Origin of the sequence: Mesorhizobium sp. WSM3859 (assembly GCF_002295065.1) — a bacterium.
Lineage (GTDB): Bacteria > Pseudomonadota > Alphaproteobacteria > Rhizobiales > Rhizobiaceae > Mesorhizobium.
The window spans coordinates 122,971-139,439 of the sequence record NZ_NSGG01000001.1 but is presented as its reverse complement, the minus strand read 5'-3'; the positions used below and the strand labels follow the sequence as shown (position 1 = coordinate 139,439).

The window sequence follows — 16,469 nt, the reverse complement described above, 5'->3', positions numbered from 1 at the left end:
TTCCGGTAAAGGGCCGGGAGCGCCAGTCGAAGGCGGCCAGACGCTCGGGGCGTCGGTGTGGAGGGAACGGATCACCCGCGGGATGGCTGGATGTGAACCGCAAAGGAGACCACCCAATGGAAGGCCGATTGCAGGACAAGGTGGCGATCGTCACGGGCGGCGGAACAGGAATTGGCGAGGCGATCTGTCTCAAGTTCGCGCGCGAAGGCGGAAAGGTCATCGTCAATGGGCTGCGCGACGATCCGATCGACGACGTCGCCGCCGCAATTCTGGAGGACGGTGGCGAGGCGATCGCTTTCGCCGCCGATGTCGCGGACGAGCGCCAGGCGCGCGCCTGTGTCGACGCCGCCATCGATCGCTTCGACAAGCTCGACGTGCTCGTCAACAATGCAGGCGTACTCCTGGTCAATGCGGAGACCGACGACATGCCGACCGACAAGTTCGATGAGCACATACGCTGTAACGTGCGCTCGGCTTTCTTAATGACGAAGTTCGCGCTGCCGCATCTGAGGAAAACGAAGGGCGTGATCCTCTGTGCCGGCTCCGAAGGAGGCGTTAACGGCCAGCCCAGGAATGCCGCCTATGGCGGAACCAAAGGCTTTCTACATTCCTTTGTCATGGGCATAGCTGTCGAGCAGGCGCAATATGGCGTGCGAGCCAATTGCGTGAGCCCCGGGCCTATCGACACAGCTTGGACCCATAAGGAGACGGGCGCCGTCGATGCGACGATCGAGAAGGCTGGTGACGGCCGTTCCGCTTGGCCGGCGCGGCACGCCGGAAGAAGTCGCAAATGTCTATGCATTTCTGGCGTCGGACGAAGCGAGCTTCGTCACCGGCGCGGTTTGGCTGGTCGATGGGGGCATCACGCCAGCGAAGGGCGCGGTCGGCGCGATGGCGAAAAGCGGAGCCTCGACGCCACCCCCAGGCAAGCTGCGGCTTCGACATACGCTCGACGGCACGCGCAACAAGGATATCGTCAAGATTCAATAGCGAGAAAGAGAAAGGCCAAGACATGGCGCGCGCAAACAGAATGCAAGCAGCGGCGATCGACCGCTTCGGCGGCGCGGATGAGATCGCGCTCCACACGCTCTCAGTACCCGAACCCAAGGCAGACGAAGTGCTGATCCGCGTCGATACCGCGAGCGTCGGGCCGTGGGATCCATCACTTCGGGAAGGTGAGTATTTCGAAGCAACGAAGGAAGACAGGCCTTCCTTTCCGTTCGTTCTCGGGGTGGACGGCGCGGGCACGGTCGTCGCGGCCGGAAAGCGGGTGAAGCGCTTTCGCGAAGGCGACAAGGTTTACGGCTACGATCCCGACATCGCCAAGAGCGGCTTTTACGCTGAGTATGCGAGGCTGAAAGCCCGCCACGCCGCCCCGGTGCCCAACGGCCTCGATCTCGAGCAAGCGGGCGCGATGCCGGCCGATGCGTTGACCGCCCTGACCGGGCTTGAAGCGATTGACCTCAAGCCCGGCGAAAAGTTGGCCATCTTTGGCGCGAGCGGCGGCATCGGTCATATCGCGCTCCAGCTGGCCAAACGCATGGGCGCAGGCGTGCTCGCGATCGCCTCTGGAGAGGATGGCGTCGCGCTCGCGCGCCACCTCGGCGCGGACGCCGCAATCGACGGCCATTCATCCGAAGTCGATACCGCCGTGCGCGAATTCGCGCCCGACGGGCTCGACGCGGTCCTCATCACTGCAAACAGCAATGGGTTGGAGGCGGTGTTGAAAGCCATCCGCAAGAGCGGGCGCGCGGCGTACCCGAACGGCGTCGCGCCCGAACCGAAAGCGCGCGCCGGCGTGAAACTCCAAGGCTATGACGGCCGCTCGGAACCTGAACTTTCCGAACGGCTCAATCGCCTGATCGAGATGGGTCAGTTCACCGTGCATGTTGCCTCCAAGTACCCCCTCGGTGAAGCGGCCGAAGCGCATCGCGCGGTCGAGCGGCATCATCTGGGCAAGGTGGCGCTCGCGGTGCAACCGCGCTAGCGCGATGGCCGAGCGCCTCACGATCCCCATCGGTCATTGAATATTGCAGCGAGCAGGGCCGGCGATACGAAGAAACCGGTGCTCGTTCTCTTGCACGGCTGGCCGAGGATCGCGTTTCACTCCGACTGCGATCGTGATCCGAAGTTGCCTCTGCCTTCTTCAGATCAGCAGCAGCCCCTTCATCGAGGCGTTGCCCTTGCGGCCGATGATGATGTGGTCGTGCACGGCGATGCCGAGGGGCTTCGCCGTATCGATGATCTGCTTGGTCATCTCGATGTCCGCGCGGGACGGTGTGGGGTCGCCCGAAGGGTGGTTGTGCACCAGGATCACGGCGCTGGCCGAGAGTTCGAGCGCGCGCTTCACCACCTCGCGCGGATAGACCGGCGTGTGGTCGACGGTGCCGGTCTGCTGCACCTCGTCGGCGATCAGCCCGTTCTTCTTGTCGAGGAACAGGATACGGAACTGCTCGCGGGTCTCGAAGGCCATGGCGGAGCGGCAATAGTCGAGCAGTTGCGTCCAGTTGGACAGGACTTCGCGGCCGCGCACCTCGCCGCGCGCCATGCGTTGGGCCGTCGCGGCGATGACCTTGAGGTCGACAGCAACCGTCGGCCCGATGCCTTTCACTTCCTCCAGCAGCGAAGGCGGCGCGCCAAGCACTTCGGCCAGCGAGCCGAAGCGGGCGATCAGCGCCTTGGCGATCGGCTTGGTGTCGACGCGCGGGATCAGCCGGAACAGCAGCAGCTCGAGTAGTTCATAGTCGGGCAGGGCGTCCGGCCCGCCAGTCGCAAAGCGTTCGCGCAGACGGTCGCGATGGCCGTGATAGTGCGGCGTTTCTTCTGCCGCTGCGGCCTTTTTCAGCGCCGCCTTAGGCGGCTCGATCCAGCCTTCGGAAAAGAACGCCCGCTCGTCTTCGACTTTCCCCATGCTCGCCCGCCCCCCTTTAGGCTTTGGCTGAAACCTAGGCAGGCAAACCAGGCCGGTCGAGCTTTTTCGGCGACAGCGTGAAGATCTCGCAGCCGGTGTCCGTGACGCCGATCGTGTGTTCGTACTGCGCCGACAGCGAGCGGTCGCGGGTGACCGCGGTCCAGCCGTCCGACAGCACTTTCACATGCGGGCGGCCGAGATTGATCATCGGCTCGACGGTGAAGATCATGCCCGGCCGCATCTCGACGCCTTCGTTGGCGGTGCCGTAATGGAGGATGTTCGGCGCGTCGTGGAACAGCTGTCCGACGCCGTGGCCGCAGAAATCGCGCACCACCGAGCAGCGCTCGGCCTCGGCATAGGTCTGGATCGCAGCGCCGATGGCGCCGGTACGGGCGCCGGGCTTGATCGCCGCGATGCCGCGCATCAGGCACTCATAGGTCACCTCGAGCAGGCGCTCGGCGGCGCGCTTGATGGTGCCCACCGGGTACATGCGCGAGGAATCGCCGTGCCAACCGTCGAGGATGTAGGTGACGTCGATGTTGACGATGTCGCCATCCTTCAGCGGCTTGTTGTCAGGAATTCCGTGGCAGACGACATGGTTGATCGACGTGCAGGACGACTTGGTGTAGCCGCGATAGTTGAGCGTTGCCGGCAGCGCGCCGTTGTCCATGCCGAATTCGAAGACGAAGCGATCGATGGTTTCCGTCGTCACACCGGGCTTGACCATTGGCACCAGCTCATCAAGGCAGCGCGCGGTGAGATCGCAGGCCTTGCGCATGCCGGCAAAACCTTCCTCGCTGTAGAGGCGGATCTGGCCGGTGTTTCGAAGGGGGGCCGTGGAGGCGTCGAGATAGGTAACCATTTTTGTCCGTTTGCCGGCGTTGGCTCCAAAGGGAGCCGAGTGCCAAAATCTGCCCCAGATTTGGCACCGGAAGCCGCAAGGTTCAAGGACGAAGTGCGAGCGCGCCGTCCATTGCGGCTTTCCTTCAGCCATTCCATCGGTTAGGGGCGGGTACTGGATCCGGAGATTGCCTTGACGGCACCTGAACACGAGAGATCGAAGCTGCTGCCGGTCAGGACCGCTTTTGCGGGCCTGATGGCGCTGTTGATGCTCGCGTTGCTGGGTTTCGCCCAGGCCGGAACCTCCGCATCGGCCGTCTCGCTCCAAGGTGGCTCCAGCATCAGCGCCGCCCGCCAGGGCGATATGGTCGCGCTGCTCAGGACCTCCGGCAAGGCGCAGGCGCTCGAGGTTCGAGCCAGCCGGCCGCTTCCCGTGAAGCTCGCCAGCGGCAATCCCGGCTTGCTTGCGCCCGCAGCCGATTTTCTGGTTATCGGCCAGGCGTTGCCAGCCGAAATGGGCGTCACGCCTGTATCGGCGAGCCTAACGGGCTCGCGCGCCAACCAGCCACGCGCACCGCCCGCCGCATAAGCCCCTGGCCGCCGAGCGCGGCATTCAGATCAAAACATTCCTTCGCGTCGCGATCCAGCAACGGCCGCCGGCCGTCCGCCGGTCGCGTGCGCGTCAATTCGGATTTTCTTCAATGCAACGCATCAAGACGTTCAAGACACTCACCCGCGCGGCGGCCGCGGCCTGCTTCCTGGGGGTTCAGGCGGTGATCTGCATCGGCACCGTCTACTGGGCCGTTGCCGCTACCCTTCGTATGGACGAACCGGCGGCGATCGTGCTCGGCGCCATCTTCGCACTGCCGTCCGCCTATGTGCTGATGGTGGTCACCCGCATGGCCTATGACGCGGAGACGGACCCGGCCAATCAGTAGCGGCATAGGCATGGAGCAAGGGACAGAGGGCAGGGCGGCGAGGGTAGCGTCGCCCTGTCACCTAGCCTGCGCGGATTGGCCGGGCCCCGGCCCGACGCATCCGTGAACCGATTGTTGACCGCACTGAGGTCACATTCCTGAGTCAAAAGGCCGCCAAAGCAACTTTTCACATCGAGCGGCGTTGCTGGGGCTGCGCCAGTTCGGGAGACAGGGAATGGACAGACTGCAATTCGAGGTGCCGGTGCGCATCACGCCCGCGCCCGGCCTGCCGGTCGAGGAAATCTACAGTGTCGAGCAGGCGCTCGATTTCCTGCAGGATTGGCCGAAGCGCCGGCAGGGCAAGATCTACGAAGCCGCCTTCAATGCCTGCTTCGGGGCGACGGTCGATGTGGCCAGCGCCGAGGAAGCATGCCGGGCGTTTGCAACCTTCTGCCGCGTCAGCGGATTGCTGGCGAGGGACGCGATGTTTCCCGGCAAGCGTGGGGCAGGGACGCATCGCGAGGCGCGCGCCTGAGTCTTTATTTCGTCCAGGTCTTTCCCAAGACCTTACCTACGGGGCGACATGCACAAGGCCTTGATCGCACTGGTTCAGCCGCCGAACGACACGCCCCGGTAGCGCATTCCCACCTGCACGCCGCGCACGATCACGCGTGACAAGATCTCCATATCCAGCGGCATTTGCGGACGCCACACGTCGAGCAGGAGCGCGACGCGCGGCTGATCCGAGTTGTTCGTGACCTCGTGCTCGAACGTGTCGTCCCACAGCATGCATTCGCCGTCGGCGATGCGCCTTTCCTCATGGTTGATCATCATGATCGTTGCCGGGCGGCCGTCCGGCTGCTTCGGGATGACCAGGCCGAGGTGAAAGCGCATGATGCCGCGAAATGGTCCGCGGTGCGGCGGGATGTGCTTGCGCGGGGCGAGGAAGGAGACGGCCGCCGACTTGACCTCGGGGCACTCGGTCAGCAGCCGGCTCAGCACCGGCATGCGCGCGAGGTTTTCCGGGACCGTCATGTCATAGGCCTTGAGCACGAACATGCGCCAGTCGAGACCGTCATTGGCTGAGATATCGGCCTGCTCCGGCATGATGTCGTGGAAACGCGGCGCTTTGTTCAGCTTTGCCGCGAGCGCCTCGTCGCGGATGTCCTGCCAGGCGGCGGCGAACTTCGCCGCATTGGGAAAATGCGTGCCGGCGTCAAGAATGGCCGGCGCATCTATGCGCTTTTCATAGATACGGCGGACCAGATTGGTTCCGAGATCGTAGGCGCCTGTCATCTCATTACCTCAACGAGGCTGTTATATAGTGGGATATTGGTTGCGGGCATCGCTCACGGAGATTTGTTCGGGCCGTTAGCGGCGGATAGGCGAGCACGGCTCGTCGGTCATTGCGTCTTCGATGCCAGCCGCGGACCGGTGCGGACATCGATGATTTCGGGCCTGGCTGTGTCGATCGCGCCGTTCCAGCCACCGCCAAGCGCCTTGTTCAAGGCTATGTAATCGGTGGCGATCGAGACGCGGCTTTGCAGGACGGAGTCGTCGGCGGAATAGGCCGACCGCTGGGCATCGAGCACGTCGAGAAGGCTCGTCTCGCCAGCCTTGTAGAGCGTTCCCTCAAGCCGCGCGGCATCGCCATAGGACTTCGCGGAGGAGGCGAGCTTGCCGTTCCTGATGCGCTCCTGCGACAGCGAAACTGTGGCGTTCTCCACGTCTTCCAGCGCCGTCAGCACGGCGGCCTTGTAGGCGACGAAATATTGGTCGCGCTGGGCTTTGGCGACGTCGACGGCCGCCTGCAACTGGCCGCCATTGAACAATGGCACGCTGAGCGTCGGTCCGAAGGACCAGCCGATGGTGGAGTTCTTGCCGAGATCGCCGAGCTTCAGGGACGTGGTGCTGATGTCGCCGGTCAGGCTGACGCTCGGATAGTGCGCCGCCTCGGCCTGGCCGATCTTGGCGGTGGACTGCGCATACTGCCGCTCGGCCATGCGCACGTCCGGACGGGTGAGCAGGATGTCGGCCGGGATGCCGGTCGGGATCGGCAGGCGCGGCGCGGGAATCGGCGTTGCGCGCTTCAAGCGCTCGTTGAGGGCCGCTGGCTGCCGCCCGGTCAGCACGGAAAGGCGATGCACGGCCTCGGCATAGCTCGCTTCCAGGCTCGGAACGCCGGCTTCCGTGCCGCTGGCCTGTCCTTCCGCCTTGGCTACGTCCGCTGCGGTCGCCGAGCCGGCTAAAGCCATTGTGCGGGTGAGCTGGGCGGTTTGCCGCTGCGATGCGGCAGAGCGCCGGGCAAGCGCTATGCGGGCCTGATAGCCGCGTGCCTGGACATAGTTGGAGGCGACATCGCCGACCAAGGTCAGTAGGGTCGAGCGCAGGCTTTCCTCGGAAGCGTCCAAGCCGTAGCTGGCGGCCTCGACGCCGCGGCGGTTGGCGCCGAAGAGGTCGAGTTCCCAGCTGGCATCGAAGCCTGCCTGATACTGGTCATAGGTTGTACTGGTTGCCGTGCCCGAACTAGTTGCCGCGGTCCTATTGCGGGTGGCCGAGGCCGAACCGTCGGCGGATGGGAGCAACTTGCCCACCGACTGGCGGTAGCTTGCCCGCGCCTCGCGGATCTTGGCCTTGGCGGTGGCGACATCGAGATTGCCGGCGACCGCTTCCTCCACGAGCGCGTTCAACTCGGGATCGCGCAGGCGCTGCCACCATTTGGACAATTGCGCAGGCTTCGCCGGTTTTGCCGCCTTCTGCCCACTCCAGCTCGCCGGCATCGCCAGAAGAGGCTTCTGGTAGTCCGGACCGACGACGCATCCCGAAAGCAGGGCAGCGGCAAACGCGGGCAAAAGAAACCCCTTCGCGGTCGCGAGACCGCGTTCAAAACCTGGCATGAAAAGAAACCTCTATTCTTGAGTGGCTGTGACTTGTGTCCTGCTCGTATCCTGCTTAGTCGCCTTGCCCTTGAAGATGCGGCGCACCGTGACGAAGAGAAGCGGCACCAGGAAGACGCCGATCACGGTCGCCGCGATCATGCCGCCCATGACACCGATGCCGACCGAGTTCTGCGCGCCCGAGCCCGCGCCGCTGGCGATCGCCAGAGGCGTGACGCCGAGGATGAAGGCCAGCGAGGTCATCAGGATCGGTCGCAGGCGTTGTCGCGCCGCTTCGAGGGTCGCTTCGACCAGTCCCATTCCGGCCGCCTGCCGCTCGATGGCGAACTCGACGATGAGGATTGCGTTCTTGGCGGCAAGACCGATCGTGGTGAGCAGTCCGACCTTGAAATAGACGTCGTTGGTCTGGCCAAAGAGGGTGGCCGCCGCCAGCGCGCCGAAGATGCCGATCGGCACAGACAGCATCACGGCGAACGGGATCGACCAGCTCTCATAGAGCGCGGCAAGGCACAGGAACACGACCAGCGCCGAAATCGCGTAGAGCGACATCGCCTGGTTGCCGGAAAGCTTCTCCTGGTGCGAGAGCCCGGTCCATTCATGCGAATATCCGGCGGGCAGTTGCGCGACCAATTTGTCGATCTCGTCCATCGCCGCGCCGGAGCTTTGGCCGGCGGCCGCGGCGCCCTGGATCTCGACCGCCGCCGAGCCGTTGTAGCGTTCGAGGCGGGGGGATCCGTAGGTCCAGTGGCTGGAGGCGAAGGCCGAGAACGGCACCATGGCGCCGCCGGAGTTGCGGACCTGCCATTTGTCGAGATCTTCCGGCTGCATGCGGAAATCCGCGCCCGACTGCAGGTAGACCGGCTTCACCCGCCCGCGATCGATGAAGTCGTTGACGTAATCGCTGCCCCAGGCAGTGGAGAGCGTGTTGTTGATGTCGGCAAGGCTGATGCCTAGCGCGCTCGCCTTCTCCTGGTCGATGTCGACCGAGAATTGCGGCTGATCCTCCTGCCCGTTGGGACGGGTGTTGGCGAGCAGCTTGCTCTTTGCAGCGAGACCCAGAAGCTGGTTGCGCGTCTGGATCAGGGCCTCATGGCCGGCGCCGTTGACGTCCTGCAAATACAAATCGAAGCCGTTAGTGTTGCCGAAACCCTGGATGGCGGGCGGGGCGAGCGCGAAGACCTGAGCATCCTTGATCTTGGAGAAGGCGCCCATGGCGCGGCCGGCGACCGCTTGCGCGGCCAGAGCCGGCGATTTGCGCTGGTCGAAATCCTTCATCCTCACGAAAGCGATGCCGACATTCTGCCCGGCGCCGCCGAAGCCGAAACCGGAAGCGGTGAACACGCCTTCGACAGCATCCTTTTCTTCGTTCAGATAATGGTCGGTCACCTGGGCCAGCACGCGCTCGGTGCGGTCCTGCGTCGCGCCGACGGGCAGCGACGCGCTGGTGATCAAAATGCCCTGATCCTCGTCTGGCAGGAAGGAACTCGGCAGCCGGGCAAACATCCAGCCCATGGCGATCACGATGGCCAGGAAAATCGCGAGGAAGCGCCAGGATCGGTTGATGATGCCGTGCGCGCCGTCGCGGTAGGCGATCGTGCCGCGATCGAAGACGCGGTTGAACCAGCCAAACGGACCTTTCCGCGTCGCATGGTCCTTGGCAGGGCGCAGGATCGTGGCGCAGAGCGCCGGCGTCAGGACCAGTGCAACCAGCACAGAGAGCACCATCGCCGAGACGATGGTGACCGAGAATTGCCGGTAGATGATGCCGGTGGAACCGCCGAAGAAAGCCATTGGCACGAACACCGCCGACAGCACGGTGGCGATGCCGATCAGCGCGCCGGTGATCTCGTTCATCGATTTGCGCGTCGCCTCTTTCGGCGGCAGGCCTTCCTCCTGCATGACGCGCTCGACATTCTCGACCACGACGATGGCGTCGTCGACGAGCAGGCCGATGGCGAGAACCATGGCGAACATGGTCAGCGTGTTGATCGAATAGCCGAAGAAGGAGAGCACGCCGAACGTGCCGAGCAGCACCACCGGCACGGCGATCGTCGGGATGATGGTGGCGCGCAGGTTCTGCAGGAACAGGAACATAACCAAGAACACCAGCACAATCGCTTCGGCCAGCGTCTTCACCACTTCCTCGATCGACAGGCGCACGAAGGGCGAGGTGTCGTACGGGTAGACGACCTCGACGCCTTGCGGGAAGGTCGAGCTCAGGCGATTGATCGTCGTGCGCACCGCTTCCGCCGTGTTGATCGCGTTGGCGCCGGTCGCCAGGCTGACGGCGACGCCGGCTGCCGGCTTGCCGTTGTAATGGGCTTGGGTGGTGTAGCTTTCGGCGCCGATCTCGACCTTGGCGACATCGTTCAGCCGCACCAGCGAGCCGTCGGTATTGCTCTTCAGGATGATGTTGCGGAACTGTTCGGCGGTCTGCAGCCGGCTCCTCGCCGTCACCGTGGCGTTGAGCTGTTGGCCCTTGCGCGCCGGCAGGCTGCCGAGCTGACCGGCCGAAACCTGCGTGTTCTGCGCCTCGATCGCCGTCGCCACATCGCTCGGCATCAGCGAATATTGCGCTAGTTTGTCCGGGTCGAGCCAGATGCGCATGGCATAGCCGGAGCCGAAGAGCTGCGTCGAGCCGACGCCTTCGACCCGCTTCAGCGTGTCGTTGATGGTTGAGTCGACATAGTCCGCGAGGTCGGTCGAGCTCATCTTGCCGTCGCTGGAGACGAAGCCGATGACCACCAGGAAGCCGGTCGAGGATTTGGAGACGGTGATGCCGTTGCTCTGGACGACCTGCGGCAGCTGCGACTGCACGAGCTGCAGCTTGTTCTGCGTCTGCACCTGGGCGGTGTCCGCGTTGGCGCCGCTGGTGAAGGTCAGTGTGATCGAGGCCTGTCCGGTCGAGGTCGACGTCGCCGTCATGTAATCGAGGTTGTCGATGCCGGTCATGCCCTGTTCGATGACCTTGGTCACCGAGTTCTCGACGGTCTGGGCGTCGGCGCCGGGATAGCTGGCGCTGATGTTGACCGTGGTTGGAGCGATCTGCGGGTATTGCGAGATCGGCAGCGACTGCAGCGCCAAGAGGCCGCCCAGCATGATGACGATGGCGATCACCCAGGCGAAGATCGGCCGGTTGATGAAGAATCCCGACATCGCGTCAGTTCCCGGTTGCGCCGGAGGACGGCTGCTTGGCGGCACCGGCGGCGTTCGCCGAGGCGGAGCTCTGCTCGCGGTCCTTGATCTCGCCGGTCGTTTCGTCGATCGTCACCTCGACCGCTGTCGCGTCGCCTCCCGCGCGCACCAGCTGCAGGCCCTCGACGATGACGCGGTCGCCGTCGCCGACGCCGGAATCCACCAGCCAATTGTTGCCGACACTGTTGCGCACGCTGAGCACGCGCTGCTCGACCTTGCCCTGGGCATTGACGACCATGGCCGTCGCCTGGCCCTTGGGGTCGCGGGTGACGCCGCGCTGCGGCACCAGGAAGCTGTTTTGGGCGACGCCTTCCTCGACGATGGCGCGCACATACATGCCAGGCAAGAGCAGCCGGTCGGGATTGGGGAACTGGGCTCTGAGAGCGAAGGTGCCGGTCGACTGGTCGACATTGGCGCCGGCGAACTCCAGCTTGCCGTTCTGCGCGTAGAGGGTGCCGTTGTCGAGCTTCAGCTTGACGCTGACATTGTTCCCGCTGAATTTCAGCCGGCCTTCGTTGATCGCCTGTCGCAGATTGAGCAGGTTGGTGCTGGACTGCGTGACGTCGACATTGATCGGATCGAGCGAGCGAATCGTGGTCAGCACCGTTTCCTGGTTGGCGGTGACCAGCGCGCCCGGCGTCAGCGAGGATTTGTCTATACGCCCGGCGATCGGCACGGTGATCGAGGTGCGATTGAGGCTGATCTTGGCGGTTTCGACGCTGGCCTTGGCCGCTGCGACGTCGGCCTGCGCCTGCGCCAGCGTCGCGGCGGCATCATCGTAATCCTGCTTCGAGACGACGTTCTGCTTCAGCAGCCCGGCGTAGCGGTCGAACTTGGCCTGGGCGGTGGGCACTGCGGCTTCAGCCTTCTGCTGCGTGGCGACGGCGCTGTCATAGGCGGCCTGATAGCTTGCCGGATCGATGAGGTAGAGCGGCTGCCCCGCCACCACCTCGGCGCCTTCCTGGAATAGGCGCTGGCGGATGATGCCGTCGACCTGCGGGCGCACCTCGGCGACGAGCGAGGCCGCTGTGCGACCCGGCAGCTCGGCTGTGATCGCGACCGATTGCGGGTGCAGGGTGACGACGCCGACCTCCGGCCTGCCGGCACCCCCCATGCCCGCCGGCACCTGGCTCTTTTCCTGCGAACAGGCCGCCACAAGCAGCGCGGCGCCAAACAGGGTGACGACTGCCATGCGGCGCGTCGGCAAGGAATGCTGGCTGAACGAAATGCGCATTGGTCCGAATCATCTTTTCGCTGGAGTTGCTATGGCCGCCCGATGGCTGAGGCGGGCGCATTGGAGAGACAACGACGGAGGAGGTCGAATGAGCCTGCAGACGAGATCAAGCGCAGCATCATCAAAAGCTTCCCATATTGTTCTCCGTGCGCCTCGCGAGCCGCTACCATGTGAGACGCGGCCTTGATCGGAAACCGGCCGGCCCTTTAACGGGTGGGTCAGGGGGCCGGCCGGCGCAGCCGGTTAGAGTTGCTCACCACTCGGGGGTAGGGGTGGAGGGAGCTGTCCGCCATGATCAGGCAGACCTCCGGGGCCAGCTGCGTCCGGCGGATCACCCCATGGACCGGGGGGCGGGCCGTGCGGCCGATCCGCCGAAGCGAGTATTTCGAGCTGTTCGGGCGTCAGCTTGGCCCGCAACACCGTGATGGCGTCCTTGAGCTTGGCGGCGGAAGCGGCGCGTTTGGTCACCTCGTCGGCCAGCTTTTCCTGGAAGGCGAAAGGGTCCCGCTTTGCCTGATTCGGCTTGCCGCCAATAGCATCGTCAGGCCCGCGGCCGGGCGGGGCGAAATCGGGCCGCGGCGGTGGCGCCAGCACCGCCTGCAGCGCGCTGGTATAGTCGCGCCAGGCATCGAGCTGCTCGGAGCGGATGCCGATCCGGGTCTCGAGCGCGGCGAGCCTGGCAGCAAGGAATTCCGGCGGCGGACCCATGCGGTGAGGACCGAAGTCCTCAGGGCCGTGCCGCATCGCCCAGCGCTGACCGGGCCACGGCTTCATCGGGCCGGGGCCAGCATCGTCTTGCCGGCCGATTGCCGGCGGCTCATCCGCGGGTGCAGCGCCGGGCTCCGGCTGGGCGGCAAACACCGGATGGACGGCCGCGACCGAGAACAGGCCAAGCGCCAGAAGTCTGCTTCGCATGACGTTATCCTTTCCTGCGTGCTTCGGATGCCGGGAGGATAGGAAGCGTCTTTTGCCGCTTTGCTTCGGCGCGTTGCCGAAGGTTTCCAGAAAAAGGAGATTTGTTTCCGAATGTTTCCGGCGGGGTCTTGGAAACGTTCCGTTGCAATTTTCCATGCCGCTTGGCGGCGTCGCTCCCTATAATCAGGAACGAAAAGGCAAGCGGGCGAAGAATGCAGGCACAACCCCACATCCTCGTCGTGGACGATGATCGCGAGATCAGGACGCTGCTCGGGCGCTATCTCGACGGGCAGGGCTTTCGCGTGTCGGTGGCGGCGGACCGGCGCGAATGCGAACAGAAGCTCGGCTCCGGCCAGTTCGACCTGATCGTGCTCGACGTCATGCTGCCGGACGGCTCCGGCCTCGACATCTGCCGGAGCCTGCGCGATCGCAAGCCGCACATTCCGGTCATCCTGCTGACGGCGCTGAAGGAAGATGTCGACCGTATCATCGGCCTGGAACTCGGCGCCGACGACTATCTCGGCAAGCCGTTCAACCCGCGCGAGCTTTCGGCCCGCATCCGCGCCGTGCTCAGGCGCTCGGCGCCGGAAGAAGCCGCCCCGCCCAAGGTTCGCGTCTATCATTTTGCCGGTTACAGGCTGGAGCCGGACACGCGAAAGGTGATGGATGCCGATGGCGCCCTGGTCGACCTGACCGGCGCGGAGTTCGATCTGCTGCAGGTCTTTCTCGATCGGCCGGGACGGCTTTTGTCGCGGGACAAGCTGCTCGACCTGACGCAAGGGCGCGAGCGCGAGCCGCTCGACCGGTCCGTCGACGTGCTGATGAGCCGGCTGCGGAGGAAATTCGCCGAAGCGGGCGAGGACAGCCTGTTCAAGACCGTACGCAATGGCGGCTATCAACTGACCGCGCGCGTCGAGACGGCGGAGACAGAAGCGTGACTTCGCTGCGCCGGCGGCTGATCATCCTGCTCGTCGCGTCGATCCTCGGCGTGGTCGGGCTCGCCACCTTCGTGGCGGTCAAGGTGCTCGGCGGGCCATCGCCGGAACTGACCATGGGGCCGCTGGCGCACCAGATCCAATACATGGTGCAGTTGGTACCCGGCCACGTGCCGGGCAGCGGCGATGCGCCGGTGATGATCAGCGATCGTCCGGCGCCGGGTTTCGAGGATCGCAAACACACGCAGGTGCTGAACGACATGCTGCGCCGGAATGGTCTCGATGTCTCGGCGGTCGTCACCCGCAATGCCGGGCAGCCCCGAATGATTGCCTCAGTCGCGCTGCCCGACCATCGCTTTATGATCGTCGACGTTCCCGATTTCGGCCCGCCACGCGATGTCTGGTACGGGCTGGCCGGCTGGATGGTGCTGATCGTCCTCGGGGCCACGCCTGTGTCGATCTATTTCACCGGCGTGCTGGTGCGGCCGCTCGAAATGCTCGAAGCCGCCGTCAGCAAGATCGGCTCGGATGGCATGCTGGCGACTTTGCCGGAGAAAGGCTCGGCCGAGGTGAGGGCAACAGCACATGCGCTCAACGAGCTGTCGGCAAGATTGAAAACGGCGATGGAAAGCCGCATGCGCCTAGTCGCGGCGGCCGGCCACGATCTCAGGACCCCGATGACCAGGATGCGGCTGAGGGCCGAATTCCTCGAAGAGGATCGCGAGAAATGGCTGAGCGACCTCGACGAGCTCGATCGTATCGCCGACAGCGCTATCCGCCTGGTGCGCGAAGAGGTGAACCAGGATGCGGTCGAGCCGGTGGAACTGGACAGGCTGGTCCGCGATATCGAGGTCGAAATGGTCTCGCTCGGTCATGCAGTGACGATCGACCATCTCGACCATGTGTCGGTCAAGGCCGGCGCGCTCGGCTTGCGCCGCGCGCTGCGCAACCTGATCGTCAACGCCGCCACGCATGGCAAGAGCTGCACCGTCGCGCTTGCGCGGCGAGACGGCCAGGCGGTCCTCACCATCGCCGACCGCGGCGCCGGCATCCCGCCGGACCTCCTGAACAAGGCCTTCGAGCCGTTCTTCCGGGTCGATCCGGCGCGCACGCAGTTCATCCCGGGCGCGGGGCTGGGGCTTGCGATCGCCAAGGAGATCATCGAGCGCTATGGCGGCTCGATCACGCTGGAGAACCGGCCGGGGGGAGGGTTGCTGCAGACAGCGGTTTTTGCAACAGCCTGACCTCGGACGTTGTTTGTCCTCGGGCAATTCCAGGATTTGGGCGCGGGGTTTCAACTGCTTTTCAAGGCTTTGCTCGCTGCATCGTGACCACACCGCTGTTGCGAAGCGGTGTCGCAAGATGCGAATTTGCCGATTTGCGAGGATGCCACCATGCCCACAGGCAAGATTGCGTTTTGCGCGGCAACGATGATCGTTGCCGCCACAACTTTCGCCGATGCACGGCCCGACACACGCACCATGACCTGCGCGCAGACCCAGGCGCTGATCCAGAGCCGGCATGCGGTGGTGCTGTCTACGGGGGCGAACACCTATGAGCGCTATGTCCGCCAATTCGGCAATGAGTGCGATGCTTCCTACGTGCCGATGGTCGACTATGTCCCGGCCAGTGACGGTCGGTGCATGGTCTATCGGTGCGAAGAGCCCGCGCCAATGGTTCCGGATTTGATCTGAGACCGCCGCTTCGTTTTGCTGGGTGCCTGCTTTTGTGAGCGTCAACGCGACCTGGGCGAGCGCGGCGGCCTTCTGTTCGCGCCGCAAAGCGCCCGATGCTGCTCACTTGACCTTCTTAATCTCGGGACCTGCCGGCTGGTCAGTCGCCGGAGCCGGCGTGCAATCCTGCCCCTTGCACTCCAGGGCGGGATCGTCCTTCGGCGGCAGGCAATTCTGCCCCTCGCAGTGAATTGGCGGCTGCGCCGCGTCGCCGTTCGACTGGACAGGCTGATCCTCGGCGCGGGCGGGCTGCAGCCCGGCCAGGCCGTTCATTGCCGCGCATAGGAGAACTTGTCCGAAGCAGGTTCATCCGCGCCTCCATGGCGATGCGGAACTCTACACCGTCTGATTGCCGCCAACATGCGTCACTCGACAACGCCGTTAACGACGCGTTTCCGTTAGGAGAGCGTGAAATGCCGGATTCGCTGCTGTTCAGGGGAATAAGTCTGGTACGCCCAAGGGGAATCGAACCCCTGTTACCGCCGTGAAAGGGCGGTGTCCTAACCGCTAGACGATGGGCGCGCTCAGACGAAGCGGCTTATAATTGCGTTGTTGGCAACCGGCAACCCATCTGCCGCCACATGCGACAACTTTTTTCAAAGGGCTGCAAAAGCCGGCTTTTCGGGGGCAGGGCATTGTGCCCAGCCACATTCGATCGTGCACCGTTGGAGATTGGCTGGAACGCCAGTCGCGGTCGTCATTCTGTGGCGGAGCAAGGAGCGTAGCGACGCGCGCAGCAGCGGTGCAGAATTCTGCTCGGCTGCATTCCTCGGCCAAGGTCACGGAATGGATCCTCGGGTCTGCGCGTCCGCTTCGCTCCCGCTCCGCCCGTGGATGACGAAGTTCGGAAGGCCTCGGCCAATCGCGAACGTTCCTGACGGCTTGTTGAAAC

16 protein-coding genes, 1 tRNA gene and 1 pseudogene are annotated in these 16,469 nt (G+C 64.5%); 8 read left to right on the top strand and 10 right to left on the bottom strand.

All coding sequences use genetic code 11. From position 1 onward, the window contains the following. Nucleotides 1–71: 71 nt before the first annotated feature. Entirely contained in the window at nucleotides 72–452 is a 381-nt protein-coding gene (locus CK230_RS33945) for a hypothetical protein (RefSeq protein WP_280952509.1), read from the bottom strand. Nucleotides 453–720: 268 nt separating this feature from the next. Here CK230_RS33945 and CK230_RS33940 point away from each other — a divergent pair, with 268 nt between their 5' ends. Together CK230_RS33940 and CK230_RS00655 are read left to right on the top strand one after the other, a co-directional pair. After that, nucleotides 721–990: an SDR family oxidoreductase gene (locus tag CK230_RS33940; RefSeq protein WP_280952508.1), complete on the top strand. Its 270-nt coding sequence runs from the start codon at nucleotides 721–723 to the stop codon at nucleotides 988–990. A gap of 22 nt (nucleotides 991–1,012) precedes the next feature. After that, complete coding sequence (locus tag CK230_RS00655; RefSeq protein ID WP_245429774.1) at nucleotides 1,013–1,987, top strand: NADP-dependent oxidoreductase; 975 nt, start codon at nucleotides 1,013–1,015, stop codon at nucleotides 1,985–1,987. A 159-nt stretch (nucleotides 1,988–2,146) separates the two neighbouring features. Here the strand turns inward: CK230_RS00655 and radC are convergent, their stop codons facing one another. After that, nucleotides 2,147–2,911, bottom strand: coding sequence for a DNA repair protein RadC (gene radC, locus CK230_RS00650; RefSeq protein WP_095815295.1), 765 nt, complete (start codon nucleotides 2,909–2,911; stop codon nucleotides 2,147–2,149). A gap of 34 nt (nucleotides 2,912–2,945) precedes the next feature. Then, nucleotides 2,946–3,773: a type I methionyl aminopeptidase gene (map, locus tag CK230_RS00645; RefSeq protein WP_095815294.1), complete on the bottom strand. Its 828-nt coding sequence runs from the start codon at nucleotides 3,771–3,773 to the stop codon at nucleotides 2,946–2,948. A gap of 171 nt (nucleotides 3,774–3,944) precedes the next feature. Between map and CK230_RS00640 the strand changes: the two genes are divergently transcribed. From CK230_RS00640 to CK230_RS00630, 3 genes are all read left to right on the top strand, one after another. Next, entirely contained in the window at nucleotides 3,945–4,340 is a 396-nt protein-coding gene (locus CK230_RS00640; protein ID WP_095815293.1) for a hypothetical protein, read from the top strand. Nucleotides 4,341–4,452: 112 nt separating this feature from the next. Beyond that, nucleotides 4,453–4,689, top strand: a complete 237-nt coding sequence (locus CK230_RS00635; protein ID WP_095815292.1) for a hypothetical protein — start codon at nucleotides 4,453–4,455, stop codon at nucleotides 4,687–4,689. A gap of 214 nt (nucleotides 4,690–4,903) precedes the next feature. Next, on the top strand, nucleotides 4,904–5,203 hold the full coding sequence (locus CK230_RS00630) for a DUF982 domain-containing protein (protein ID WP_095815291.1): 300 nt from the start codon (nucleotides 4,904–4,906) through the stop codon (nucleotides 5,201–5,203). A gap of 74 nt (nucleotides 5,204–5,277) precedes the next feature. Here the strand turns inward: CK230_RS00630 and CK230_RS00625 are convergent, their stop codons facing one another. From CK230_RS00625 to CK230_RS00605, 5 genes and pseudogenes are all read right to left on the bottom strand, one after another. After that, complete coding sequence (locus CK230_RS00625) at nucleotides 5,278–5,964, bottom strand: aspartyl/asparaginyl beta-hydroxylase domain-containing protein (protein ID WP_095815290.1); 687 nt, start codon at nucleotides 5,962–5,964, stop codon at nucleotides 5,278–5,280. Nucleotides 5,965–6,071: 107 nt separating this feature from the next. Continuing rightward, a pseudogene (locus tag CK230_RS00620) lies at nucleotides 6,072–7,565 on the bottom strand (efflux transporter outer membrane subunit); the annotation flags it as partial. Between the two features lie 12 nt (nucleotides 7,566–7,577). Next, nucleotides 7,578–10,721, bottom strand: a complete 3,144-nt coding sequence (locus CK230_RS00615) for an efflux RND transporter permease subunit (RefSeq protein ID WP_095815288.1) — start codon at nucleotides 10,719–10,721, stop codon at nucleotides 7,578–7,580. Nucleotides 10,722–10,725: 4 nt separating this feature from the next. After that, on the bottom strand, nucleotides 10,726–11,994 hold the full coding sequence (locus CK230_RS00610; protein WP_095815287.1) for an efflux RND transporter periplasmic adaptor subunit: 1,269 nt from the start codon (nucleotides 11,992–11,994) through the stop codon (nucleotides 10,726–10,728). Nucleotides 11,995–12,237: 243 nt separating this feature from the next. Then, nucleotides 12,238–12,909, bottom strand: a complete 672-nt coding sequence (locus CK230_RS00605; RefSeq protein ID WP_095815796.1) for a hypothetical protein — start codon at nucleotides 12,907–12,909, stop codon at nucleotides 12,238–12,240. Between the two features lie 212 nt (nucleotides 12,910–13,121). On the opposite strand from CK230_RS00605, the gene CK230_RS00600 reads away from it, so the two are divergent. The 3 genes from CK230_RS00600 (at nucleotide 13,122) to CK230_RS00590 (ending at nucleotide 15,538) form a co-directional block, all read left to right on the top strand. Beyond that, complete coding sequence (locus tag CK230_RS00600; RefSeq protein WP_095815286.1) at nucleotides 13,122–13,847, top strand: response regulator; 726 nt, start codon at nucleotides 13,122–13,124, stop codon at nucleotides 13,845–13,847. Next, nucleotides 13,844–15,088, top strand: a complete 1,245-nt coding sequence (locus CK230_RS00595; RefSeq protein ID WP_095815285.1) for an ATP-binding protein — start codon at nucleotides 13,844–13,846, stop codon at nucleotides 15,086–15,088. The genes CK230_RS00600 and CK230_RS00595 overlap by 4 nt, the downstream gene beginning before the upstream one ends. 150 nt (nucleotides 15,089–15,238) lie before the next feature. Continuing rightward, nucleotides 15,239–15,538, top strand: coding sequence for a hypothetical protein (locus CK230_RS00590; RefSeq protein ID WP_095815795.1), 300 nt, complete (start codon nucleotides 15,239–15,241; stop codon nucleotides 15,536–15,538). A gap of 102 nt (nucleotides 15,539–15,640) precedes the next feature. Here the strand turns inward: CK230_RS00590 and CK230_RS00585 are convergent, their stop codons facing one another. Both CK230_RS00585 and CK230_RS00580 read right to left on the bottom strand, forming a co-directional pair. Next, entirely contained in the window at nucleotides 15,641–15,850 is a 210-nt protein-coding gene (locus tag CK230_RS00585) for a hypothetical protein (protein ID WP_095815284.1), read from the bottom strand. A gap of 174 nt (nucleotides 15,851–16,024) precedes the next feature. Next, nucleotides 16,025–16,099: transfer RNA gene (locus tag CK230_RS00580), tRNA-Glu, on the bottom strand. Nucleotides 16,100–16,469 lie beyond the last annotated feature (370 nt).